20 protein-coding genes are annotated in these 23927 nt (G+C 40.2%); all 20 read right to left on the reverse strand.

The genetic code is table 11. The annotated features are described in order from the left end of the window. Nucleotides 1-10 precede the first annotated feature (10 nt). The gene (gene srlA, locus BK049_RS00920; RefSeq protein WP_003210918.1) at nucleotides 11-541 is read right to left on the reverse strand and encodes a PTS glucitol/sorbitol transporter subunit IIC; all 531 of its coding nucleotides are present in this window, start codon (nucleotides 539-541) and stop codon (nucleotides 11-13) included. 18 nt (nucleotides 542-559) lie between these two features. Further along, nucleotides 560-991: a transcriptional regulator GutM gene (locus BK049_RS00925; protein WP_008354650.1), complete on the reverse strand. Its 432-nt coding sequence runs from the start codon at nucleotides 989-991 to the stop codon at nucleotides 560-562. Between the two features lie 12 nt (nucleotides 992-1003). After that, the gene (locus tag BK049_RS00930; RefSeq protein ID WP_008354651.1) at nucleotides 1004-2248 is read right to left on the reverse strand and encodes an NAD(P)H-dependent oxidoreductase; all 1245 of its coding nucleotides are present in this window, start codon (nucleotides 2246-2248) and stop codon (nucleotides 1004-1006) included. A 243-nt stretch (nucleotides 2249-2491) separates the two neighbouring features. Further along, complete coding sequence (locus tag BK049_RS00935) at nucleotides 2492-3430, reverse strand: sugar-binding transcriptional regulator (protein WP_008354654.1); 939 nt, start codon at nucleotides 3428-3430, stop codon at nucleotides 2492-2494. A gap of 151 nt (nucleotides 3431-3581) precedes the next feature. Continuing rightward, nucleotides 3582-4361 (reverse strand): RNA polymerase sporulation sigma factor SigG, encoded by a 780-nt coding sequence (gene sigG, locus BK049_RS00940; protein WP_008354657.1) that lies wholly within the window; start codon nucleotides 4359-4361, stop codon nucleotides 3582-3584. Between the two features lie 143 nt (nucleotides 4362-4504). Further along, complete coding sequence (gene sigE, locus BK049_RS00945) at nucleotides 4505-5224, reverse strand: RNA polymerase sporulation sigma factor SigE (protein ID WP_008354658.1); 720 nt, start codon at nucleotides 5222-5224, stop codon at nucleotides 4505-4507. Between the two features lie 58 nt (nucleotides 5225-5282). Further along, a complete protein-coding gene (gene spoIIGA, locus BK049_RS00950) occupies nucleotides 5283-6212 on the reverse strand; it encodes a sigma-E processing peptidase SpoIIGA (protein ID WP_008354660.1) in 930 nt (309 codons plus the stop codon). 250 nt (nucleotides 6213-6462) lie between these two features. Beyond that, on the reverse strand, nucleotides 6463-10779 hold the full coding sequence (locus BK049_RS00955) for a S8 family peptidase (RefSeq protein ID WP_071167653.1): 4317 nt from the start codon (nucleotides 10777-10779) through the stop codon (nucleotides 6463-6465). Nucleotides 10780-11081: 302 nt separating this feature from the next. Continuing rightward, on the reverse strand, nucleotides 11082-12227 hold the full coding sequence (gene ftsZ, locus BK049_RS00960; RefSeq protein ID WP_071167654.1) for a cell division protein FtsZ: 1146 nt from the start codon (nucleotides 12225-12227) through the stop codon (nucleotides 11082-11084). A gap of 33 nt (nucleotides 12228-12260) precedes the next feature. Next, nucleotides 12261-13583, reverse strand: a complete 1323-nt coding sequence (gene ftsA, locus BK049_RS00965; protein WP_008354665.1) for a cell division protein FtsA — start codon at nucleotides 13581-13583, stop codon at nucleotides 12261-12263. A gap of 159 nt (nucleotides 13584-13742) precedes the next feature. After that, nucleotides 13743-14111: a small basic family protein gene (locus tag BK049_RS00970; protein WP_003210988.1), complete on the reverse strand. Its 369-nt coding sequence runs from the start codon at nucleotides 14109-14111 to the stop codon at nucleotides 13743-13745. After that, on the reverse strand, nucleotides 14111-14836 hold the full coding sequence (locus tag BK049_RS00975) for a DUF881 domain-containing protein (protein ID WP_071167655.1): 726 nt from the start codon (nucleotides 14834-14836) through the stop codon (nucleotides 14111-14113). The genes BK049_RS00970 and BK049_RS00975 overlap by 1 nt, the downstream gene beginning before the upstream one ends. 20 nt (nucleotides 14837-14856) lie before the next feature. After that, nucleotides 14857-15546 carry a DUF881 domain-containing protein gene (locus BK049_RS00980; protein ID WP_008354670.1) on the reverse strand — a complete coding sequence of 230 codons (690 nt, stop codon included), beginning with the start codon at nucleotides 15544-15546 and terminating at the stop codon, nucleotides 14857-14859. After that, nucleotides 15543-16322 carry a cell division protein FtsQ/DivIB gene (locus tag BK049_RS00985; RefSeq protein WP_008354671.1) on the reverse strand — a complete coding sequence of 260 codons (780 nt, stop codon included), beginning with the start codon at nucleotides 16320-16322 and terminating at the stop codon, nucleotides 15543-15545. Before BK049_RS00985 ends, BK049_RS00980 begins: the two co-directional genes overlap by 4 nt. Nucleotides 16323-16453: 131 nt before the next feature. Continuing rightward, nucleotides 16454-17365 (reverse strand): UDP-N-acetylmuramate dehydrogenase, encoded by a 912-nt coding sequence (murB, locus tag BK049_RS00990; protein WP_008354672.1) that lies wholly within the window; start codon nucleotides 17363-17365, stop codon nucleotides 16454-16456. A gap of 31 nt (nucleotides 17366-17396) precedes the next feature. Beyond that, nucleotides 17397-18491 carry an undecaprenyldiphospho-muramoylpentapeptide beta-N-acetylglucosaminyltransferase gene (gene murG, locus BK049_RS00995; protein ID WP_071167656.1) on the reverse strand — a complete coding sequence of 365 codons (1095 nt, stop codon included), beginning with the start codon at nucleotides 18489-18491 and terminating at the stop codon, nucleotides 17397-17399. A 198-nt stretch (nucleotides 18492-18689) separates the two neighbouring features. After that, on the reverse strand, nucleotides 18690-19790 hold the full coding sequence (spoVE, locus tag BK049_RS01000; RefSeq protein WP_008354677.1) for a stage V sporulation protein E: 1101 nt from the start codon (nucleotides 19788-19790) through the stop codon (nucleotides 18690-18692). A gap of 60 nt (nucleotides 19791-19850) precedes the next feature. Beyond that, nucleotides 19851-21197 (reverse strand): UDP-N-acetylmuramoyl-L-alanine--D-glutamate ligase, encoded by a 1347-nt coding sequence (gene murD, locus BK049_RS01005; RefSeq protein ID WP_051009091.1) that lies wholly within the window; start codon nucleotides 21195-21197, stop codon nucleotides 19851-19853. Nucleotides 21198-21206: 9 nt separating this feature from the next. Next, nucleotides 21207-22181 (reverse strand): phospho-N-acetylmuramoyl-pentapeptide-transferase, encoded by a 975-nt coding sequence (mraY, locus tag BK049_RS01010; RefSeq protein WP_008354681.1) that lies wholly within the window; start codon nucleotides 22179-22181, stop codon nucleotides 21207-21209. Nucleotides 22182-22316: 135 nt separating this feature from the next. Further along, nucleotides 22317-23792 carry a UDP-N-acetylmuramoyl-L-alanyl-D-glutamate--2,6-diaminopimelate ligase gene (locus BK049_RS01015; protein ID WP_071167657.1) on the reverse strand — a complete coding sequence of 492 codons (1476 nt, stop codon included), beginning with the start codon at nucleotides 23790-23792 and terminating at the stop codon, nucleotides 22317-22319. Nucleotides 23793-23927 lie beyond the last annotated feature (135 nt).

Raw genomic sequence — 23927 nt, forward strand, 5'->3', positions numbered from 1 at the left:
TAACCCTCCCCTATTGTGAATTCGCTTTCATTTTTCCTGCTAAATACTTTGTGATCCATTCAGTAATGATTCCGCGAAGTAAAATGACAACGATCCCGACTAAGAAGTAACGAACAGCAAGCTCTGACATAGAATATCCTGCTTCTTTAATCCCGTTCGCAATTCCTAAGTAGACAAATAGTTCTCCTGCATTGGCATACGGGAACAGTGATGTCACCGGATGAACAAATGAAACAGCTGAATCATAGAATGCTGGTTTTTGTTTTTCAGGTAAGAAGCGGCCAAACGTATAAGCCATTGGGTTTGTCAAAATAAGAACGGATAAGATCGGCATTAACGTATAGCGCAAAATGGTATATTTCGCTGCAAACTGAATGGCTCTATTCACTCGCTCTTCTCCAATAAACTTCATGACAGCATAAGTGAAAGTAAGTAACACAACAAGCGTTGGAACGATACCTGTAACAAGACCCATGAATTGCTTTCCGCCGGCTTCAAACATTCCGATAAAGTGCTCTCCAAACCATTGAATCCATTCCATGTTTCATCTCCCCTTTCTTTAGTTCACATTTGTTATATTTTTTTTAGAAATCGAGACAAGCGCTTGTTCCGCTGCCATGGAAAGTGCTTGCATGACAGCTGGTCCCCTTTTGCGCTTTTTCAATGTTTGCTTCATCATGTGGTGCTCATCTAGCACAGCCCCTACATGTTTTCCTTCATATGAAGGCAGTTCCTTAAATTTAGATAAGATCGAGACGCCGCCAAGCACATGACACTTTTGAATGATGTACGATTCATCGACAATGATGAGCGCAATGGCCCCAGGACCAAATTTGCGCCGCTCCATTCCTGAAAACAAGTGATAGCCCTGCTTCCCTTTATAGTCATCAATAAGGGAATCCATGCTCTTGCGGTAGTACTTGATTTGAATAAACGATAAACCATATTGCACAATGAGAATGATACAAAGTACGATTGCTAATTTTTCCATAGCCTCACGTCCTTATGATTGAAATAAGTGATCTTGTAATGAACGCAGCTTCCAGACCGTTGTATTTGAATCCAGTTCTACATCATCATGAGATAGGAATTGTCCTAGTTTGATATCTTTTTTCGCTACCACTTTTCCGCTGATTAAGCCAATTGGAATGTGACCATTCGTTTTCATGTCTTGATGTGTTTCAAGTACACCTCTTACGGAGTATCCGCCAATGCCGTCAAGTGTTTCTCCAGCTTTAATGTCTCTTTTCGCAACAGCAACCGTTTCTGATACTGGTACGCCAATTGGGTGAATAGAAGAATCATGTTGTAAGACTGCTTTTGCGATCGTGACTGGTGTTTCAAGACTCGCTAAGTGGAAAGGACGATAGAGCGTGTAGTGAGGACCTTTTCCAACTTTTAAGTAGCGAAGCTCTTCATCTACTGGCTCAAGCTCACTCTTGACGATAACAAATACGCCTGGTGCTAGACCGTTTACATATTCAACGACTCCGAAGTTATCCAGTACGCCGCCTTGCTGTTTTTGATTTAATTTATTTGCTACATTTTCTAAATTCGCTTCTACTCCGTGCATGCCCACTTTATCAGGCAAAAGTCCTGTCGCATTGCTTAACAGATTCATTTCTGCCATTGTTTTTGTTCCGTCCTGGAACGCAGCCAGCATATGAGCACTCATATGTTTACTATCTGCTTCTGCTTTACACGTATCTGGGTTTGCTTCTGGGAAGAATGGATTGTTCTTACCTTTCCCCGCAACCAATACTTCAAGCCCCATTGTTTTTGCAAATTCATATAGTTCTAGCGTTGCTGCTGGTTCGTCTCCAGCTGATCCAGAGTAAACAAGTCCTGCATTCGTAAATAATTTATGCATCACCAAACCGATGGTAATATCGACTTCCACATTTAAAAGAACGAGATGTTTTTTTGAATTAAGCGCTTCCAAAGAAATGTTTGCTCCGACCTCTGGAACACCTGTTGCATCTACAACGACTTCCACGAAATCTGATTGAATCACTTCTCTGTAATCATTTGTGACGACCATTTGATGAGGCTTCGCATGCTGCTTGTAAAAGTTTGCTGCCTTCTCAGCTGCATCAAGGTGAATGTCACAAACGCCTGCAACAATCATGCCTGGAATGTTAGAAATTTGTGAAATGAGTCCAAACCCCATTTGGCCTGCCCCAATAATCCCTACTTTGATCGGATCTCCGCTGCGTTCTCGTGCTAACAACTGCTGGTAAATTGACATCTAAATCATCCTTTCAGGTTTGCTTGCTTCACAATAGATTACTTGAAAAATAATCTGAAACTTTTAACAAATGTTATAAAAATTAACAAAAATCTGTTTCTTGTAACATTTGTTATTTTATTTATCATTTGTTATGAACTTAGTTTATATGATGTGTCAACTTTGTGTCAAGCTAAAATCGATAAATTTTTCAATCTTTTTGAGTCTAAAGACTCAAAAAAACTACCTAATCGGCTTAGGTAGTTACTTTAATAAGGCATCTCCAGTTTGTTCATCCGTAATTAATACATGAATTAATCCACCTTCTAATACCGCCCTTATCGCTTCAATTTTTTCTTCTCCTCCAGCGACACCAATAACAAGCGGGATCTCTTTCAGCTTTTTCGGGCTGATTCCCATCACTCGGTCGTTCCACGGATGCGGATACACCTCGCCTTTATGATCAATAAAGTTATAACAAATGTCACCAGCTACATCCTTCGCTTCGAGGATATCCTCCTCACCGCTTGTCATGTAGGATTTCACCATTGTTGAATGCTGCGGAACCCCGCCAATTCCTACAACGGCAATATTTGAAGATTCTCCAAGTTTAATGACTTTTTTAATCGACGGCTGCCTAATCAACACTTCTTTCGCTTCTTTCGTATCAAGCATGACAGGAACATGTAAAAACTCACATTTTGATTTGAGTGCTTCAGAACATCTGCCAATAATGTAATTGGCGTGGATATCTACATCTTCATTCCCGACACCTCCGACAAGCGGAACAAATGTGACAGATGGAAAATGTTGAACAGATGTAATCGCTTTCGCCATTTCATGCAGCGTTGTCCCTGAGGAAAAGCCGATGACCTGTCCATCCTTCATGACCTTTAATAAAAAGCCCGCAGCCGCAGCTCCGATCCTGCTTTTTGTTGTTTCTTGGCTGAGAGATTCAACGCATACGACTTCTCGTAGTCCGTATTTTCGCTCTATTTTTCTTTCTAACGACCCATATTGTTGATTGACTTCATCATGAATAATGATTTCCACGATTCCTGCTTCACGTGCTTTTGCCAAATATTTCGATATGAGCGAACGGCTAACTCCCACAGCTTCTGCAATTTTAGATTGAGTGGCGCCTTCTTCATAATACATATGCGCAACCTTTATGAGCAGCCTTCTTTCATCATGGAATGTCATAATAACCCTTCTTTCCGCTGATCTGTTCCCTAACAAATGATATTTGAAATAACATTTGTTAAAGACAGATTAAATGAAAAAAATAACCGAGTCAATACTAGAGAGATGTTCTCTAAGGAGAATGAAAAAAGCCGCACATCAAGCGGCGGCTTTAATAAATGTTTTTATTCATTTGTTTGATGGCTGCTTTTTCAAGCCTTGATACTTGCGCTTGAGAAATTCCGATTTCTTCAGCCACTTCCATTTGTGTTTTACCTTGGAAGAAGCGTTTGCGAAGAATCATTTTTTCTCGATCATTCAATCTGCGCATTCCCTCTTTTAAGGCCAATTCTTCCACCCATTGTGTATCTTTGTTCCGCTCATCACTAATTTGATCCATCACATAAATCGGATCTCCTCCGTCATTATAGATCGGTTCAAACAAAGAGACAGGATCTTGAATCGCATCTAGGGCAAAGACAATTTCCTCATGAGGGACTTCTAACACTTTCGCAATGTCTTCTGCCGTTGGCTCCTTGCTTGTCTCACTAATCAGTCTCTCACGGACTTGAAGCGCCTTATAGGCAATATCTCTTAGTGAACGAGACACCCGAATTGGGTTGTTATCACGCAAGTATCGACGGATTTCTCCTATGATCATAGGGACCGCATAAGTTGAAAATCTGACATTGTGGCTTAGATCAAAATTATCAATTGATTTCATTAATCCGATACAGCCTACTTGGAAGAGATCATCAACATACTCGCCTCTGTTGTTAAAACGCTGAATCACACTTAAAACCAACCGCAAATTGCCATTGACTAGCTTTTCTCTTGCTGTATCGTCACCTTCATCTTGCAGCTGTCTGAATAATTTTCTCATCTCGTCGTTTTTCAGAACAGGCAGTTTGGACGTGTCGACTCCGCAGATTTCCACTTTATTTCTGGACACTTTTTTCCCTCCCTACAGGAGCTGTTGTACAAAGTTCAGTATCTCCGTGGGATGGAAAAATATGCACGAGCGATCACAAGAAACATGCGGGAAAATGGAGATCCCTTTGACAGCGCAGGGATAGAGCTTTCAAAAAAAAATTTCTAGACCATTTTATTAAATTCTTTTTGCAATCGTTTAATAATTCTTTTTTCGAGTCTTGAAATATAGGACTGAGAAATCCCGAGCATGTCGGCAACATCTTTTTGGGTTTTTTCTTCACCGCCAACTAAACCGAATCTCAGTTCCATGATCTGTTTTTCACGATCGTTTAATTGTTCTAACGCTTTTTTCAGTAATTTTTTATCGACATTTGCTTCAATATCTCGGGTGATAATATCATCATCTGTCCCAAGTACATCTGATAAAAGCAATTCATTTCCGTCCCAGTCAATATTAAGCGGCTCATCAAACGATACTTCTGAACGGGTTTTATTATTCCGGCGCAAATACATCAAAATCTCATTTTCAATACATCTGGAGGCATATGTTGCAAGCTTGATCTTTTTTTCCGGATTAAATGTATTCACTGCCTTAATGAGTCCTATGGTTCCAATACTAATTAAATCCTCAATATTAATGCCTGTGTTTTCAAATTTTCTTGCGATATAGACCACTAGCCGCAAGTTTCTTTCAATTAGGATGGCTCTTGCCGTTTGATCACCTCTTGGTAATTTGACAAGCAATTCTTGTTCTTCATCCTTTGATAATGGCGGCGGCAGTGCCTCACTCCCGCCAATATAATAAATTTCATCACTCTTTAGCCCTAGCTTCATGAGGAGTTTATACCAGTAGTAAGTGAGTTTAAATTTTAATTTTTTCATCTTCTTCTCCCTTCTAAATATCAAGTTGACCTCGTAAGATAAAAGACATCATCAAAAACTACGACACCCCTTGTATGATTTTCCCGTCTAACAGATCAGGATGAATGATCGATTGAAATTCCTGATCTGCTGATAATCGGCTTAGACTGATCCCAACAAAGCACTTAGCTGGCTGAATCATATGTGTTTTTGTATAAAGGACGACCGTATCTGGTTTTATGCATAGTAGAAACCCATGATCATGCCCAACTGCACGATATGGAACAAGTCTTAAACGATCAAGCAGCGGGAAACGATCATCAAGCTTTTGCATCACTTCCACAGGATGAGACTGTTTCATTTGTTCGATAAATGGCTCTCCGCAAATAGACGTTAACTGATCGAGCTGGACGATCATGACAGGCGTTTTCGTTATAGGATCATACAGCTGATTGCCAGAATCAACGAGTCCATTTAAACGGATTGTCTCTCCCTGAATGTAGATCTCGACAAGCACTTGTTCATCATGCTGTCTTTTTTTCGCACCAACCTCTCCTAATCTTTTCTTTGAAAACAGCCAAATGGCTGGGAAACCGGTAAGAACAAAAAGCCAGCTAATAGGATCACCAAATCCATCATTTCGTGAAATAAGCAGTCCATCTTGAATGACTGTGTTTGTCTGCAAGAACGAATGAACTCCGATCATGCCTCCTCCCATCAAAAATGTGACAAAGTAAAAAGCAAACAGATTTTGAAAAAAGGAACGAAATCTTTGAAAACCAAATGTTCCAAGCACGATCAAGATTGAAAAGAGTAGTTTGCCTAAAGGGTGCGACACAATCATTGCAAACGGTGTAAAGAGCAAGAGAACAATACTCGATCCAATGAGAGCTCCTAACATATATCGCCTTTTTTTCACTTGTCGTTTGAGAATAAATGCCGTGAGTAAGAGCAGCAATAGATCAAAACAAAAGTTTAACAGCCAAATCACATCTAAATAAATGACCACCTTCTGCTCCTTTCATCTGAAACAAAGAATCAAAAGCAGTACTTGCACTTGTTTGTACCAGTATAAAACAGTCATAAGATGGAAGTCTGTCAATTCTTGTTGGGGATGATAGAGAACTTTTGGTGGATTGTTATTGTTTTTGTCGAGGAATGAATGTGAGGGAACAAAGAACGATTTCTCGGACAAGTGTTGAGCCGATGGTTCACGACAAAAAAGACACGCTCTGAAGAGTCGTGTCTTTTGCTGATGATTATTTTTCATTGATGGTTAATTTTCCTGCTGCCTTTTCCCTTGTAACATTTCCATACTCATCTTTTACAATGACTTCAATCACTGCACCTTTTGCTTTTGCAGCAGATGTTGCCGTCCAGTAGCCTTCATATGTTCCCGGTGCCACTTCACGAATCGGCAGCTCGGTTGTGTTTTGAAGACTTGATCTAGCATTGGTCAGCGGCATATGAATGACAAAAGTTGCTTCTAGCTTTTCCCTGCTTTCAAATGAAATTTTAACAGATTCACCTGATGATAGTGTGCTATCCTCTTTTGGGGTCAGCTTAGAAATGACAGGCGCGTCGTACTGGACATCAATGTCGACTTTTTTAGTTGTTTTGTTTCCAGCCGCATCTTTCGCTATCACTTTTATTGTATTTTCCCCGTTCTCAAGCAACACTCTTGCAGCATATTTCCCATCTTTGACTGTCGCTTTCTTTCCGTTGACCGTGACTTGATCAAGATGATCGTCCGCCACTTTTCCTTCTACGGTGAGCGATTCTCTATTGGTTTTTTCACCTTTTTTCGGTGTATCAATGGTCAAACTCGGCGCAGTTTGATCAATGATCACCTTGACCGGTTTGGACTGTTTCGTTGAGCCTTTATCTGTTACAGTCGCTGCCGTAAACACATGCTCCCCGCTTGAAACAGATACATTTTCTTTAAAAATACCCGACGAACCAGCTTTGACTTTGGCGACCTCTTCATCGTCTTGATAAATGGCCACATCAAGTCCAGGAGAAGCTGTGCCTTCAATCTCCAATTCACCTTTATTTGTGATTGTTCCCGTCTTTGGAGATGTAATCTCTGGCACATCAGCTTCATAGTTCACGAGTGCACGAATCATATAATTCCCCTCTTCTTTTGGAGAAGGAGAAAAGGCACCGCTCGTCAGCTGCCAGCTTCTTTCAGCATTTGGCCCATCTTCATCTGTTGCAAGCCCAGGAGATTCCGTATTCTTTTTCGTTTGAATGTAGACAAGATAGAAATCTCCATCCACTGTAATGGCTTGATCTTCTAAATCTACTTTTGTCCATTCACCATTACGCAGTGCATTTGCTTTTAGTGGTCCTGCGATTTTCTCACCCGGTGCTCCACCTTTCCCTGAAGCATCATACACTTCAACGGCAAATTCATTGCCTCCAGGTGCTGGCCATTCTGATGTCCAGAAACGGAAAAGACCGCCTGTGACTTGTGCTTGTTTCTTTCCCTTTTCCAGTGAAAACTTCACAGCCCAGCCATTGCCAGGATCGTAGAAAGCCCGCGCATTTTCGGCCGTTCCATCATCGTAGCCAATCTCTCCAGGAACGCCAATAAAAGGCTCAAGTTTCACTGACTTTTCAAACGGCTTTTCTGTGACATCCGCTGTAAACGAATATCCTTTAAAACCTTTCGCAAACACTTTGACTGTATAGACGCCGCTTAACGCTTGTAGAGAAAATTGACCGGATTCATCTGTTGTCACCGGCGCAATTTTGGCGTCCTCTACAAGATAAACAGTAGCATTCTTTACTTTGTCACCTGTTGCTTCATTGACAACCGTACCAGATATCGTTCGTTTCGCAAGTGGCTGTAAGGAGAAATTCGCTTCGGCTTTTTCATTTGATGAAACGCTGACTTTTTGGGTACGTGATTCAAAGCCGTACGCTTCAGCCTTCACTGTCCATTCACCCGCTCCTTGAGAAAGCTGATATCTCCCTGTCGCTTCATCAGTGTAAGTTGATTTCCCGCTTTCCAGAACACTGATTTGTGCCTTCATAGGAAGCGCCTTAACGGAGGGTCCATCTAGACTTTTATCTTTTTTCATATGTGTATGTTTTTCTTTTACTTTAGCAGGCTTTGCACTTTTCGGATTGACTGATTTCTTATTTTGGCTTGCAGACTTTTCTTTTTTGATCACGCCAAGTTGTTTCTTTGCTTTTTGAGGCAATGCTTGATCTGTGATGTTCACATCATCTAAATAAAAACCATCTTTTGTGACACTGCCATCCGTTCTTAGCTGAAAAATGACTCTCACCTTTTGACCTTGATAAGCAGATAGATCTACCTCACCTGCTGTCCATGCATTTGTTTTTCCTGTATAGGCTGCTACTTGAACAGCCTCTTCCCCCTCAGGCTGGACATGGACATGCACATAGTCATAATTGGCTTCAAGATCATGCCAATATTGATATTGTAAATAGGAAGAACCAGACTCTGGTACAGCAATTAGCGGCATCAATAAAGCGGCGTCGGTTTGATTTTCATAAGGACTGTCTAAGTTTGTGGCATAAACATGTTGCCCCGTAAATGCTTGTTTCGGACCTGTGGTCGGTGTTCCCCACTGCCACGGATCTTTTGTTCCACCACTGAACCATCCGCTTGGCCACGCTTCAAAATCTTGCGTGTACCCCGTAGTAATGGATGTTCGAATCGGGAGCGTATAAGGGTCTGATGCCGCTTCATTTTCTCCAAAATCCTTCACAATCCAGCGATAAGTGACGTTCTCACCCTCAAGTTCAGGAAGCTGGACCACATAGGTTCCTTTTAAATGATTTCCATCCGTTCGGTTGGCTTGGAGCGTCTCCCATTCACCTTGATCCACTTGGTAGATCAAGGATACATTTGTCACAGCTACTTCATCTTCCGCTGTGATCGTCAGTGGTGTTGGCGTTGCAGCAAAGATTTCATTCGGTCCTTTATGTGAAAAAACAGGCGGCTCTGTATCTTCCCCCTCTTTTGTTACCTGACCTTCAATCGTACCAATTCCATCGGTTAATGCGGTAATCGCTTCTCTTGCATCAACTAGTCCTGCCCCATAGCCATTGTTAGGGGATTCTGGAAACTGCTGATCTGTCAGCGGCTTCGCTGTATCCATGAGAACTTGCTCAATCTCATCAACAGAAAGATCTGATTGCACTTGGCGAAGAAGTGCCACAACAGCTGAGACATGCGGACCTGCCATTGAGGTGCCATTCCACCCGCCTTCATACCCTTTTCCTGGGATCGAAGAACGAATGTTTACACCTGGCGCAGCAATATCTGGTTTCATTACGCCATATGGAGAAGGACCTTGCAGTGAGAAAGACCCTAGCTTGTTGTCCTGATCTGTTGCACCTGTTGCAAAGGCTTCTGGGTAGTTAGCGGGATTTGCGATTGATCCCTCGCCCCCCGGATTAAATACATCGGTATTGCCAGCTGAAAACTCCGGAAAGATGTCCGCTGCTCTCCAGGCGTTGACCACATCTTTATACCAATCATCAAGACCTGGCCCACCGCCCCAAGAATTATTCACGACATCGGGTGCCTTTTCTGGATGCGGATTTCCATCCTTATCCTTCGGTGCTAAAATCCACTCACCTGCATCTAACAGATCAGCATCTGTCCCGCCATCTTCTGAGAAAGCTTTCACTGCGATCCATTTTGCTCCCGGTGCGACCCCGATTTGATTCTTTCCATCTGGCTCAGAGCCAACCATTGTTCCTGTCACATGTGTCCCATGCTCTAAGTCATCGTATGGGGCCTCAGATCCTGTCGTTGCATCGTACCAATTTAATTCATGAGATGGTTCATTTGGACGAGACGGATCAAACCCGCGGTATTTTTCTTTTAAAGCAGGGTGATCCCATTCCACACCTGTATCAATACTTGCAACAACTGTACCAGTACCGTCATAGCCTAAAGCCCACGCTTCTGGTGCATGAACTTGAGAAATATTCCACTCAATTCCATCGATTGCTTTGATTTGTTTGTTTTGCTTCGAACTCTTCAAATCAACAGGACGATGAATTTGACGTGTCTCATTCGGCAGCACTTGATCTACTTCTGGAAAAGAAGCGACCTTTTCCATGACCTCTTTCGTTCCCGTAACAGCTAGACCATTCACAATATAGTAGGAATGAATATCTTTCACTTGCTTGTTCTTTTGTTCCTTTTGTAAATACGCTAGCAGTGCTTGCTGCGTTTCATGAGATGTTGCTCTCAGCTCAGATACAACGGCTGACCTTTTTGTATACTGCGTTTTAGCAGCTGTTAATTTCTGCTTTTTGGCTTTTGACACAGCTTCTTTCGCTACTTTTTGCGCATTTGTTTGTGCCTTCATTTTGACTAAAAAGGTCACCTTGTCTTCCTGTTGAAACTGCTTCATTAATCTAGAAGAAATCTTTGCTTTTGTTGTCTTAGAGGAAACAGCTTCCTCCTGATATGAGGTAGAAGTCGATTTTGCTTGAACCATCCCAAAGCTTGTCATCGTTAAGGTACCAATCACCAAAAGACTCATCAAACGATAGACGGCGGTTTTGCGAAATTTCACTTTCAATAAAATCCCTCCTCCTCAAATGGCCAAACCGTGTGTATCCGGATCCCCCCTTCTTTTTCATCATGACAAGATTCATGGTGTTCTATTTAATGTAGTCAAATAAAGGTCAACATTTTGTCGTTTTTTGTAAAGGAAAACAAAAATGATTCTTTCGACTTAATCTATATAAGTCAAAGCACATACGATAGATACAATGATTCATACAATTCCAAGACTTTTCTATCAGATGAACACTGGTTCCTTCTATATTTAGACATAAAAAAATCCCCTTCCAATGGAAGGGGATGAGTCGTCGTGCTTGATTAACGTTTGTTGCGGTTACGTAAGAACGTTGGGATATCCAGTGTATCATCACTTGATTGTGTATGTTGTCTTGGCTGTGATGATGTTTGCTGATGTTCCTCACGTTTGACTTCACGCTTTTGTGGAATGGATTGATTTTGCTTTAATCCTTGTCCTAATGGATTTCTTTGAGGTTTTGTCACTTCCGGCTCTTGCTCAATAAAACCGGTAGCGATCACTGTGACCACAATTTCATCCTTCAAGTTATCATTAATCACTGATCCAAAGATCATGTTGACATCTTCATCAGAAGCGGATGCCACAATATCAGCTGCTTCTTGTACTTCATAAAGGCTTAGGTTCGTTCCACCCGTAATATTCATGATGACACCTTGTGCCCCATCAATCGCCGTTTCAAGAAGTGGTGAAGAAATGGCTTTTTTCGCTGCCTCAGCTGCACGGTTTTCACCTGTTGCAACGCCAATTCCCATAAGAGCTGAACCTTTATTCGACATGATTGTTTTCACATCAGCAAAGTCAAGGTTAATTAAACCAGGTGTGGCAATTAAATCTGAGATCCCTTGCACACCTTGTCTTAACACATTGTCTGCTGCACGGAATGCTTCAAGCATTGGCGTGTTTTTATCAACAATTTCAAGCAAGCGATCGTTTGGAATCACGATTAATGTATCAACCGCTTCTTTCATAGAAGCGATACCTTCAACTGCTTGAAGCTGACGCTTTCTTCCTTCAAATGTGAAAGGACGAGTAACGACTCCTACTGTCAATGCCCCAGAATCTTTTGCGATTTTCGCAATGACAGGTGCAGCTCCCGTACCAGTTCCACCGCCCATACCAGCTGTCACAAAGACCATGTCAGCGCCTTTTAATACTTCTTCAATTTGTTCTTTGCTTTCTTCAGCAGCTTTTTTACCGACCTCAGGATTCGCACCTGCTCCAAGCCCTCTTGTCAGCTTAGCACCGATTTGCATTTTTGTTTCTGCTTTTGATAGATTTAACGCCTGTGCATCTGTATTCACTGCAATAAAATCGACACCCTGTACGTCATTTTCGATCATTCGGTTGACTGCGTTATTTCCGCCTCCACCTACTCCGATTACTTTAATTGATGCTAGGCCGTCTATATTTGTTTCAAACTCCAACATGCTGAATCCTCCTAATCCGTCGAAAATCTAATTCTATTCCCAGAACATATTAAATAGTTTTTTCATTTTGCCCGGTTTTTTATTTGTCTCTTGTTGTACTTTTTGTTTTACTTTCGGTCTTGGCTGAGCTTCTTTTACTTGTGATGTAGAAGAAACCGGCTCCATGGACGCGCCTACTTCATGAAACGCTTCATCCGGCATTTGGAATCCAACCTGTCTGCCCTGAATCTTTGCATTGCGATAAGCAAAGTGGATTAACCCTACTCCTGTCATATATTGAGGCTCTCTCACCCCAATATAATTAGGACTTGCGATTCTCACATTGTTTTGCAAGACGGTTTGTGCTAGAGAAAGGATGCCTGGTATAGCTGCCTGTCCACCTGTTAGAACAAATCCGCCAGGCAAATCATGGACACCCATATTTCTTAACTCCTCTGCCACAAAGAGCAGAATCTCTTCCAGCCGTGCTTCAATGATATTGGCCGCTTCAAGTTGTGTATACGTCTGTTTTTGGTCAGTACCGATGACGGAAACTTCAAAAGTTTCCTCAGACGATGCCTCATCATAGAACGCATGTCCAAATTGTTTTTTGATTCGTTCAGCTTCTTCAGTGGAAGTTCTAAGTCCTATAGACAAGTCTTTTGTAATGTTCTCTCCGCCCAAAGGGATACTGTGAGTAGAATAGAGATGCCCGTTTTCAAATACGGAAATCGTAGTAGACCCTCCGCCAATATCGACAAGAGCTACCCCTAGATTTTTTTCATCTTTCGATAACGCTGCTGATCCCGATGCAAGTGGCTGCAGACATATATCCATAATTTCAATTCCAGCTCGCTCTACACATCGGAGCCAGTTATGTAGAATCGTTTTAGAGCCTGTAATTAACGATCCATCCACCTCTAGCCGAACACCAAGCATTTTTTTCGGATCTGTGATCTCATCTCTTCCGTCGACAATAAATTGTCTCGGAATGACGTCTATTACGAGATGTTCTTGAGGAATAGATACTACCTGTGCAGCATCCAAGACACGTCTCACATCTTCAGCATGTATTTCTTTGTTTTCACTAGACACTGCGACCACGCCGCTCGTATTCTGAATATGAATGTGGTTTCCGTTAATTCCGACAATCGCCTTTTGTAAAGGAAAACCTACCATTCTCTCAGCCTGTTCAAATGCTTGTCTAATAGAATGAACTGTCTCATCTATATCAACAATCGATCCTTTTTTTAACCCCTCTGAAGGGACATTTCCAACACCTATAATGTTAAGCGAATCATCCGCCATTTCTCCGACGATAACTTTTATATTGGATGTACCGATGTCAAGGCTGACGTAAATTTCATTGTTGTTCATTCTATGGCACCTCCTCACATATCAATACTTTCTATTCTATTATTTGCTGAACAACAATACAATGCATGTGTTTTTACAAGTGTGTAACAAAACTTAAAAAATCAACATTTATTATTAGGATTACTGAAAATATTCGTTACATCATATGTATATCCTTTTTTATGACTCACTTTTTTTCTTTTTTTCTCTAGAAATTGTCCATTTTGTTAGTAGAATTCTTCGAATAACGGCTATATTTTGAAATAATCTAACGCCGAATGCAAACATTCCGACTAAATACAAGTCTACACCAAGATGGACGCCCAGAAAAGCTAAACTTATTGCGAGTATAATATTAAAGAAAAAGCCTGATACAAACACTAGTTCATCGTAAGCCCCTTGCAGATGTGCCCTGATTCCACCAATTAATGTATCAAGCGCAGCAAGTACAGCGAGGGAAAGATAGTTAGAATACTCATTCGGTATCGTAAAATTTGTTAAGAAACCGATCGCAACTCCTATGATTAAACCAAGTACAGGAAGCCACATTAAGATTTTCCCTCCTTTACATCGTCAAGAGGCTTCAATTCGTTTAATTGAATTGTACCGTCATATGCTTTTAAATGAATTTTGTCTTTTGGCTGGCTAATACTCAAGCTGAAATTTTCCTGAGCGAACAAATCGCCAATATCTGATACATTTAAACGGCTGTATAGTTTGTCTGCCTGCTGACTGATGATCTTAATACTGACTGTATCACCATCTATACTGTAGCCATCCATTTTCGTCGTACCATTAATATCTCGAATGACACTTGTATTAATCACCCGGTGGTCATTAATGGACATATGTTTTGCCCCAAACATATTGACTTCGTTAATTAATTTTTTCAGAAGATCCGGCGGTATATTTTTAACTTCTTCTCCGGTAAGATCTTTTGAAAAAAGCTGAGTAATTTCAACTTCAATACCTTTTCCCGTTACCTCTGTAAAACCAGCTTTTTCTTTTAAATCCTTCAACGTTTTTGTTAATTGTGCTTCTTTTGATTGATCTTCATGATTACTATACTTCTTTAGCATTTCATCATATTTATCAATTTCTTTCAGTAAATCCAATTCTTTACTTTTAGATGCGGATAAATCCTCTCTTAATTCCCAAACGTCGCGAGTATCACGAATTTTAGGCTTTTGTAAAGAGTTAAATTGGATGGAGACCATGATGCCAAATATCACCATCAGGACTGTCAAACTAAGTAATGGCTTCTTTTTCCTCAACACCACTCACCTTTTCACTTTTAATCTTTATTTCGTAAAAGAGGATTCATACGAATATCCTTTTTTTCAATCGTCAGGGAAATATGATCACTTGTCAGCTGATCAACCACTCCGCCTGCAATATTTAATGCAGGTATTAACACAGCTGGATCACCAATAGCAGAAATGACAAATGGTGCTGGATGCTGAATGCCGTCAACTGTGACGACTGGGCCGTTACAATGTATGTATGATTGGTGGGTGATTCTTTGTCCGTTAATGGCTACAGCAGATGCCCCTGATATAAATAGTTCGTTTATCACATGGAAAATGTGACTCTCATGCACAATGTAATTATTGACATTTTGTCCACTTGGGATATAAGATGCATCTTCAAGGGATACTTTTACCCCTTTCCCTTTTACTCCTATTTCTCCTGTAAACATTCTGTATTTCTCAACATCTTCCAAAACATTAAAGAACTGCTCTTTTTCATTTTTTAAACTGGACTCTGTTACTTGAACCTTTGATTGAAGACGATAAAGTTCTTTTTCAAGTTTATGATTCGCCTTTTCTTGCTTTGTCAGCTGACTTTTCAAAGAATATTCTTTTTTCCATTGTTCTGTTCGACTGACATCTGCTTTATGCTGCTTTGTATATTGGTATGAAAAAGAAATCAGAAACCCAAGAACAAGCATTACAATTGAGAAAATGACTGTTTTGCCTCTCAACGTTCATCTTCCTTTTTCTTAGATTTAAACGCTTCAAAATACGTAGCGACTTCCATATGAATAGTACCTTTCTCAGATGACGAAAGTTCTTTGACAATAGCCGGATAGGTTGTCATTTTATCTGCGAATGTTTTAATAGATGCAAGGACGGTGTTTCCGTCATTCATATAAAATTTAACGAGCCACTGATTTGAACTTGTCGGCACATAATATACTTCTGAGATGAGTTCCTGAATAGAAGCTGGCAGTTGATTCAAAGATCTAACTGTTTGCTTCAACTTCTCTTTGTTGTCCCAATCAACAAAAATAGGTCCTGCATCACTTGGCGTGACTTCATCTGGTAAGGCTGTCCCATTTTCAAGAAGCTCATAATAAAAATTCCCCTTTTGAAGATATGCAATATTTGCATATTCTTTTACAGCAATACTGACCTTATTTGGGAAATGTTTTTTAATACTGACACTTTTAATCAGTTTATTTTGCTTAATATGGTCTGCTGTCAAATCTTTATTTAAATTCCAAAACTCTGTCTCGCCTTCTTTAATTTTTGAAAGTTTCACGAGCTGTTTTGTTGGTACATGTTCATTACCTGTAATCGTTAGAGAAGAAATTTTACTGATTGGTGTTTGCAAATAAACAATAATTAAAATCATGATAAAAAACAGCAGGATAAAAGAAATTAATCTCCGATTCGCTTTCTGCTTTCTTTGTTCTTTAATTTTAGGGATTCGCTCTTCTATATTGACGATCTTTTCATTTTCATGATCAGGCCGCATATATACTCTTCACCTCATTCAAAGCTGCTTGTCCGCACCTTTGGATCATTCTTTATTTTGATTAGAAAACAAACGGCATTCTTTCATGCCGTTTGTTTTTCTGTGAAGCCAGCATTCATAAAAGGTAACCTTTAATTTGCTTCACCAATAATTTCTACTTCTGTATGCATATCTACATTGTAGTCATCTTTGATTTTCTTTTGAATGTACTGAATTAAGTCCAGCACATCTTGAGCTTTGGCGCCACCAGCGTTGACAATAAAGTTTCCATGCATATCGGAAATTCTTGCTCCGCCAATCTGATACCCTTTTAGATTCGCCTTTTCTACAAGCTGTCCTGCATATTCTGGTAATGGATTTCGAAAAATACTACCGGCGCATGGTTTATTATAAGGTTGCGTTTCCTTGCGATAGTCTTTATTTTGCTGCATTTGCTTTGTGATTTTTTCGCGTTCGTCCTGCTTGAGCTTGAACACTGCTTCAAGAACAATACCAGGACGTTTCTTTTGAAGTACAGAAGTGCGATAGCTAAAGTTCATTTGCTCATTTGTTAACCACTCGATGGTTCCATCTTCAAATAAGACTCTAGCTTTCACAAGAATTTTGCTGATGTCAGATCCATGTGCCCCTGCATTCATATAAACAGCACCACCGATAGAACCTGGTATACCCGCTGCAAATTCCAATCCTGAAAGACCTTGCTTACTAAGAGACGTTGCGAGTCGTACAACGGAATAGCCTCCGCCAACTGTAATTTCTTCGCCATTTACAGTTAAATGATCAAGCCCAGCGCCCAGCTTCAGAACTACACCGCGAATTCCTTTATCAAGTACAAGTAAATTGGACCCTCTCCCTATAACCGTCCAATCTACGTGATGTTTTCTCACCAGATCCATAATTGTTTTGACTGCGTCGACATCTTTTGGAATGATGAATAGATCTGCCGGCCCGCCTATTTTCATTGTCGTATGATTTGCAAGCGGTTCATTTTCAAGTACTTTACCAACTTGCGCTTCTAATAATTCATTCTTCAAGTTCTCCATATTACCCTCCGCCTTACCTCATATCATTGAATCATGAAGTCGTAATTTCTTTTAACACATTATATAAACGTGCCGCCGCATCTGGCACTCCGAGTTCTTTCGTTAGACGGCTCATTTGATTTAGTCTTTCTTCATTACCTGCAATTTCATCAATTGCATGCAGCAAACGATCTCCAGAAAGCTCTGATTCTCTTAAAACGATAGCAGCATCATGTTTTTCGAGTGATCTCGCATTAATTTCCTGATGATTTGCTGTCACGTATGGACTTGGAATGAAGATTGTTGGAATTCCAAGAGCTGTCACTTCAGCAATCGTTGTGGCTCCCGCTCTTGCAACAATGACATCAATCGATTTCAGGTACTCCGGCATTTGATGCAAGAAAGGCTTTGTAACCATATTCGGTGCTGCACCTTTTTCCTTTAATTCATTCATGACTTTTTCATAATGAACCTCGCCAGTAATATATAAAAGCTGGTAGTTCTTTTTCTTTAATTCATCTTGCATCTCAATGACTGCTTTATTGATTGGCGCTGCACCTCTGCTCCCGCCAAAAATAAGAACCGTTTTTTTCTGCTCATCTAGCCCAAACTCTTTAAGAGATTTCCCCTCTTTAATAGAGACGACTTCAGAGGCCCTTGGGTTTCCCGTAAAAACAACCTTTTCAGAAGGAAAATGTGCCTTTGCTTCTTCAAAACAGATGGCTACTTTTTGAACATATCTCGCCAAAAACTTATTTGTGATGCCTGGCAGGCTATTTTGTTCGTGAATAATGGTCGGGATTTTCAGCTTAGAAGCCGCATAAACGACAGGACCACACACATAACCACCTGTTCCAATAACAGCATCTGGCTTAAACTCTTTTAAATAAGATTTGCTTTTCTGAACTCCCTTTAGAAATCTCATCACCGTTTTTACATTATCAAAAGAAAGCTTTCTTTTAAAACCTGTGATTTCTATTGACTTGAAAGGGATATTTTCTCTTTCTACAATTTTCTTTTCAAGTCCATTCTCAGTACCAATATATAAAAATTCTACATCAGGATGCAGTTTTTTCACTTCTTTCATAAAAGCTAGAGCCGGATATATATGTCCGCCTGTTCCGCCTCCACTGATTACTATACGCATTATACCATTTCCCCTCAATTTTTTTCTGCTCTGAACAAAGTATAAACCCTGTTTTAAACAACAGGGCTCCGTTAAAACCTGTAAAGAAGAGTCAAACATCATGTTTTTGAAACAGAAACTGCCATTTTCACTCTTCAAATCATTTTTTTATACTTTTGCAAATTAAAAGTCTATATGGTTTCATGAATAAGCAGCAAATTAATATCTAGCGTACCTACTTACATTCAAAAGTACGCCAATTGCCATCAGCATTAAGGTCAGTGATGAGCCGCCATAACTTAAGAATGGGAGTGTGATACCCGTCACAGGAATTAGACCGGTGACAACTGCGATATTAATCATTACTTGAATGGCAACCATTGAAATGATGCCGACTGCTAAGAAACTTCCATATAAGTCTGGTGCACCAAGTGCTATTCGTATACCTCTCCATAATAGAACACTAAAGAGAAGCAAAATGAGCGATCCACCTATAAAGCCAAGTTCTTCAGACAATATTGCAAAGATAAAGTCTGTTTGAGGCTCCGGCAAATAGAAGAATTTTTGTCTGCTTTGACCTAGCCCCATTCCGAACAGACCGCCTGGGCCAACAGCGTATAAGGATTGAATAATTTGAAAACCGCTGCCTAGTGGATCTTCCCAGGGATTTAAATATGAAGTAATTCGTTTTATTCGATAGGGTGCTGATAAGACAAGTGCAGCAAATCCGCTGAGCCCTAAAAGACCGAGAAAGATAAAGTGAGCGATTCTCGCACCTGAAACAAATATCATAATAATACAAGTTCCAACCATAACCGTTCCTGTTCCCAGGTCCGGCTGCAGCATAATGATGGCAAATGCAGAAAACACAATGCCTAATGCTGGGGCAAACCCTTTACGGAAGGACGTGATATTCTTTTGCTTTTCAGATAAGAATTTTGCAAGAAACGCAATCATCGCAAGCTTCATAAATTCAGAGGGCTGAATACTAAACGCACCGACACCGATCCAGCTTCTTGATCCATTTCTCTCCATACCGACACCTGGGATCAGTACGAGCATGAGGAGTAGAAAACAAACAGCAATCAATATCTTTGACCAAGTCCGCCACGTCCAATAATCAACTCGCATAATGAAAAACATCGCGATAACTCCGATTCCGGCAAACAAAAGCTGTCTTTTTGCAAAATAAAACGAATCATCAAATTTATACGATGCCCACACAGCACTTGCGCTGTACACCATAATTAAACCAATCGTCAATAAAAGTAACGTAATGACAACAAGCAAAAAATCCGGAGAAGTTTTCTTATTCGTCAAGAGACCGACACCCCAAGCATAATTTCATTTGGGCTGTCAGTCATATTGAGAGACAAGCCCTTATTTAAGCATATGCACGGCGTTTACAAACATGTCTCCACGTTCTTCAAATGTTTTATGCTGATCCCAGCTTGCACAAGCCGGAGACAATAAAATCACGTCTTCTTCTTCAGATATGCTAAACGCCGCAGGTACTGCTTGTTCAACATTATCGACATGTTTTACGTGATGTATTCCCAGCTCTTCACCAAGCTTCACAAACTTAGGTGCAGTCTCACCAAATGTGATAATTCCTTTCACATTCTTCATAAAAGGTTTCAATTCATCAAATTCATTGCCTCGGTCGAGTCCGCCTGCCAGTAAAATGGTCGGCTGCTTAAAGGCTGACAAAGCTTTACTTGTTGCCAGTATATTGGTCGCTTTACTATCATTATAAAATTTCCTACTTTGAATTGTATCCACAAACTGCAAACGATGCTTCACCCCGCTAAATGTGGTGAGAACATTGGCAATCGCTTCGTTTGAGCAGCCTGCACTTTTCACAACACAAATAGCTGCTAAAATATTTTCTTGATTATGCTCACCAGGAAGGACAACTTCCTTGAGGTCAATGATATGTTCATTCATATAATAGATAGCACCGTTTTTAATAAAAGCACCATGTTCTACTGGCTCTTTTACTGAGAAAAACACTTTTTTCGCCTTTGAACATTCTGCTAGTTTGACAACAGATGGATCATCTAGGTTGATCACAGCGATGTCATCTTCTTGTTGATGTGCATACACTTTCTGTTTTGCTTTTTCGTATTCTTCACGAGTGTGGTGATAGTCTAAATGTGCGTCAAAAATATTTAATATTAAGCTGATTTTGGGTCTAAATTCCACAGTTCCCATTAACTGAAATGAAGAAAGCTCAGTCACGATCCATTCATCGCCTGCTGCATTAGCAGCAACTTCACTAGCAACCGTGCCTATATTACCTGCTACCAATGTTTTCTGGCTGTCTTTTTTCAGCATTTCATAAATCAATGTAGTGGTCGTCGTTTTCCCATTCGATCCGGTAATCCCGATAAATGGAGATGAGGTCAAATGATAAGCTAACTCTATCTCAGTCCAAACTGGAATCTTTCGGCGAATTGCCTCTTGAACCATTACATTCTCATAAGGAATTCCAGGATTTTTAATTAAAATTGTAATTTCTTTATCATCGAACATACGAAGAGGATGACTGCCACAAATGACATCAATCCCTTTTTCAGAAAGTAACTGAGCAGGATCATTCTCTTCAAAAGGCTTTTGATCATTTACCGTCACGTTTATTCCGTGTTCGTGAAGAATTGAGGCTGCCGCATATCCGCTTTTTGCAAGGCCTAGTACTAGTACATGTTCGTTTTTTAACATTTGCATCTTATTCAATTATAACCACACCTCAATGTAAATTCCTAAAACAGCAAGTAACAAACCAGCTGTCCAGAAGGTGACAACCACTCTCCACTCAGACCAGCCAACTAACTCATAATGGTGGTGAAGCGGGCTCATCTTAAAGATTCTTTTTCCCGTTGTTTTAAAGGAGATGACTTGAAGGATAACAGATAACGTTTCAACAACAAACACTCCTCCAATAATGACAAGTAACATTTCAAGTTTCGTTAAAATCGCAATAGCTACAATGGCCCCTCCTAAAGCAAGTGATCCTGTATCTCCCATAAATACTTTTGCAGGATGTGCGTTAAAGACAAGGAAACCAAGGACTGCTCCAGCTACTGCTACTGAAAAGATTGCCACATCATACTGTGATTGATTCCAAGCCAGTATAGCAAAAGCTCCAAATGCAATAGCAGCTGTTCCAGATAATAGACCATCTAGTCCATCTGTTAAGTTGACTGCATTAGAACCACCGACAAGCATGAAAATGACGAGGATAAAATATGCCCACCCTAAGTCAAAGCTGACATCTGTTCCTGGAATACGTATCGTCGTTGCAAACTGGTAATAATGGAAGACTGCATAAAAAATCACAGCAATCACAATTTGACCAATCAATTTCTGTTTCGACGTTAATCCAAGATTTCGTTTCATCGCTACTTTAATATAATCATCTAAAAATCCTAATAAACCGTAGCCAAGGGTAACAAATAACAGTAAAAACATTTCCGGACTAATTTCAGAGAATTTGTTGATCATCACAATCGTTGTAATTGTAATAGAAAAGATGATCATAATTCCGCCCATTGTCGGAGTACCTGATTTCTTTTGGTGAGACTGCGGGCCTTCTTCTCTAATACTTTGACCAAATTTAAGTCTTCTTAAAAACGGAATAAAAATCGGGGATAAAAGAACACTGATTAAAAATCCCATTATGATTGTAAACAATATCACCTGTTCAAGCATTGTTCTTTACTCCTTCCGAATTTCCAAAGCCGTTTCCCGTCAGAAAATAGCATTCATTATTATGATATTCATTCGTGACTTTCATATGTTGTTTTTGTACAAAATGCTTCATTTCATTACACTCTTTTCATCATTTTAAGATTTGTTTAGATCTAAAATAGCGTCCATTGCAACCTTTGCATCATCAAAGTCATAGACTTGATCGCCAATAATTTGGTACGTCTCATGACCTTTTCCCGCTATTAAGACTGTATCGCCTTTTTTCGCATTGGCAATGGCAAAAAAGATGGCTTGTTTCCGATTCACAAAGCTATGGTAATACGCTTCTGGTACTCCATTTTCCATGTCTTTTAAAATAGCTGATGGGTCTTCACTTCTTGGGTTATCTGATGTAAATACAGGCTCATCTGCATATTTCACAGCGATTTGAGCCATCTGTGGGCGCTTGGTTTTATCACGGTCCCCGCCGCAGCCGATCACACAGAAAATTCTACCTTCCGTTAATTCTCTACACGTTGTGAGTACATTCTCTAAACTGTCAGGTGTATGCGCGTAATCAATGATGACAGGGAAGTCTTGGTCACAGTTCACAAGTTCAAAGCGTCCTTTGACTCCCTCAAGATCTTCAATTGCACTGACAATCGTTTCAAACGTTAAGCCGGATACGATCCCTACTGATACAGTAGCCAGAATGTTATACACATTGAACTTCCCAATAAGGGCAACTGTCACATTTTTTGTGCCGATTGGAGTGATCAAATCAAATTGTGTTCCCTTTGGGTTGATTTGAATGTTCTTTGCCATTACATCTGCATCTTGCTCTATGCCATACGTCGTGATTTCAGCAGCTGTGACTTTTTCAAAATAACTTGAAACTTCATCATCTGCATTTAAAATGGCATGCTTCGGCTTATCGTGCTGAAAGGCACTCCCAAGCTGGGAGAATAGTAAGCTTTTTGCATGTTTATATTCTTCCATTGTGTTGTGGTAATCCAGATGATCTTGACTGAGATTTGTAAAAACAGCAATATCATAATCACAGCCATGAACACGGCCCATCTGCAAAGCATGCGAAGATACTTCCATAATAGCCGTATCTACATCATGATCAAGCATCTGTTTAAAAGTCTTTTGAAGAGTGACGCTCTCAGGTGTTGTATTTTTGACGTCGAGAATGTCATCATTCACCTTCATATACATCGTCCCAATTAAGCCTGTTTTCTTTTCGGCTTTTCTCATCATTTGTTCGACCATGTGTGTTGTTGACGTTTTCCCGTTTGTTCCTGTGATACCGATTAGATGCAGCTTATGAGTTGGCTGTCCATAAAAGGCATCAGCCATTCTTGCAAGTGCTCTTTGAGAGTGTTTTACAATAATGACTGGTACCTCTGTTATGTTAAGTGGGCGTTCTGCCACAATCGCTGCAGCCCCGCTTTTCACCGCTTTTTCAGCGTAATCATGTCCATCTACTGTATAGCCTTTTATACAGACAAAGAGACTCCCACTTTTCACTTCTCTTGAATCCATTTCAATAGAAGTGATTTCAGGGTTTTCATTTATTAATTCGTTGTTTTCACTTTTAAAGTATGTAAGGAGTTGTTGTAATTTCATTTCATATCAAACCTCTCAAATTCGTTCAAGTGCATGTCTTGTGAAAAAAACACACAGTCTATATTTTATCGTAAAAAAAAGGATACATCCAGCGTATTCCTTAAGTTTCTCTTGGAAAAAACACACTTTGTGCTC

Source organism: Bacillus xiamenensis (assembly GCF_001857925.1).
Classification (GTDB): Bacteria; Bacillota; Bacilli; order Bacillales; family Bacillaceae; genus Bacillus; species Bacillus xiamenensis.

Excerpts from the sequence above, each read along its gene's own strand:
- srlA (WP_003210918.1), bottom strand. The coding sequence starts at position 541 with ATGGAATGGATTCAATGGTTTGGAGAGCACTTTATCGGAATGTTTGAA.
- BK049_RS00925 (WP_008354650.1), bottom strand. The coding sequence starts at position 991 with ATGGAAAAATTAGCAATCGTACTTTGTATCATTCTCATTGTGCAATAT.
- BK049_RS00930 (WP_008354651.1), bottom strand. The coding sequence starts at position 2,248 with ATGTCAATTTACCAGCAGTTGTTAGCACGAGAACGCAGCGGAGATCCG.
- BK049_RS00935 (WP_008354654.1), bottom strand. The coding sequence starts at position 3,430 with ATGACATTCCATGATGAAAGAAGGCTGCTCATAAAGGTTGCGCATATG.
- sigE (WP_008354658.1), bottom strand. The coding sequence starts at position 5,224 with ATGAAAAAATTAAAATTTAAACTCACTTACTACTGGTATAAACTCCTC.
- ftsZ (WP_071167654.1), bottom strand. The coding sequence starts at position 12,227 with ATGTTGGAGTTTGAAACAAATATAGACGGCCTAGCATCAATTAAAGTA.
- ftsA (WP_008354665.1), bottom strand. The coding sequence starts at position 13,583 with ATGAACAACAATGAAATTTACGTCAGCCTTGACATCGGTACATCCAAT.
- BK049_RS00970 (WP_003210988.1), bottom strand. The coding sequence starts at position 14,111 with ATGTGGCTTCCTGTACTTGGTTTAATCATAGGAGTTGCGATCGGTTTC.
- BK049_RS00985 (WP_008354671.1), bottom strand. The coding sequence starts at position 16,322 with ATGCGGCCTGATCATGAAAATGAAAAGATCGTCAATATAGAAGAGCGA.
- murB (WP_008354672.1), bottom strand. The coding sequence starts at position 17,365 with ATGGAGAACTTGAAGAATGAATTATTAGAAGCGCAAGTTGGTAAAGTA.
- murG (WP_071167656.1), bottom strand. The coding sequence starts at position 18,491 with ATGCGTATAGTAATCAGTGGAGGCGGAACAGGCGGACATATATATCCG.
- murD (WP_051009091.1), bottom strand. The coding sequence starts at position 21,197 with ATGCAAATGTTAAAAAACGAACATGTACTAGTACTAGGCCTTGCAAAA.
- mraY (WP_008354681.1), bottom strand. The coding sequence starts at position 22,181 with ATGCTTGAACAGGTGATATTGTTTACAATCATAATGGGATTTTTAATC.
- BK049_RS01015 (WP_071167657.1), bottom strand. The coding sequence starts at position 23,792 with ATGAAATTACAACAACTCCTTACATACTTTAAAAGTGAAAACAACGAA.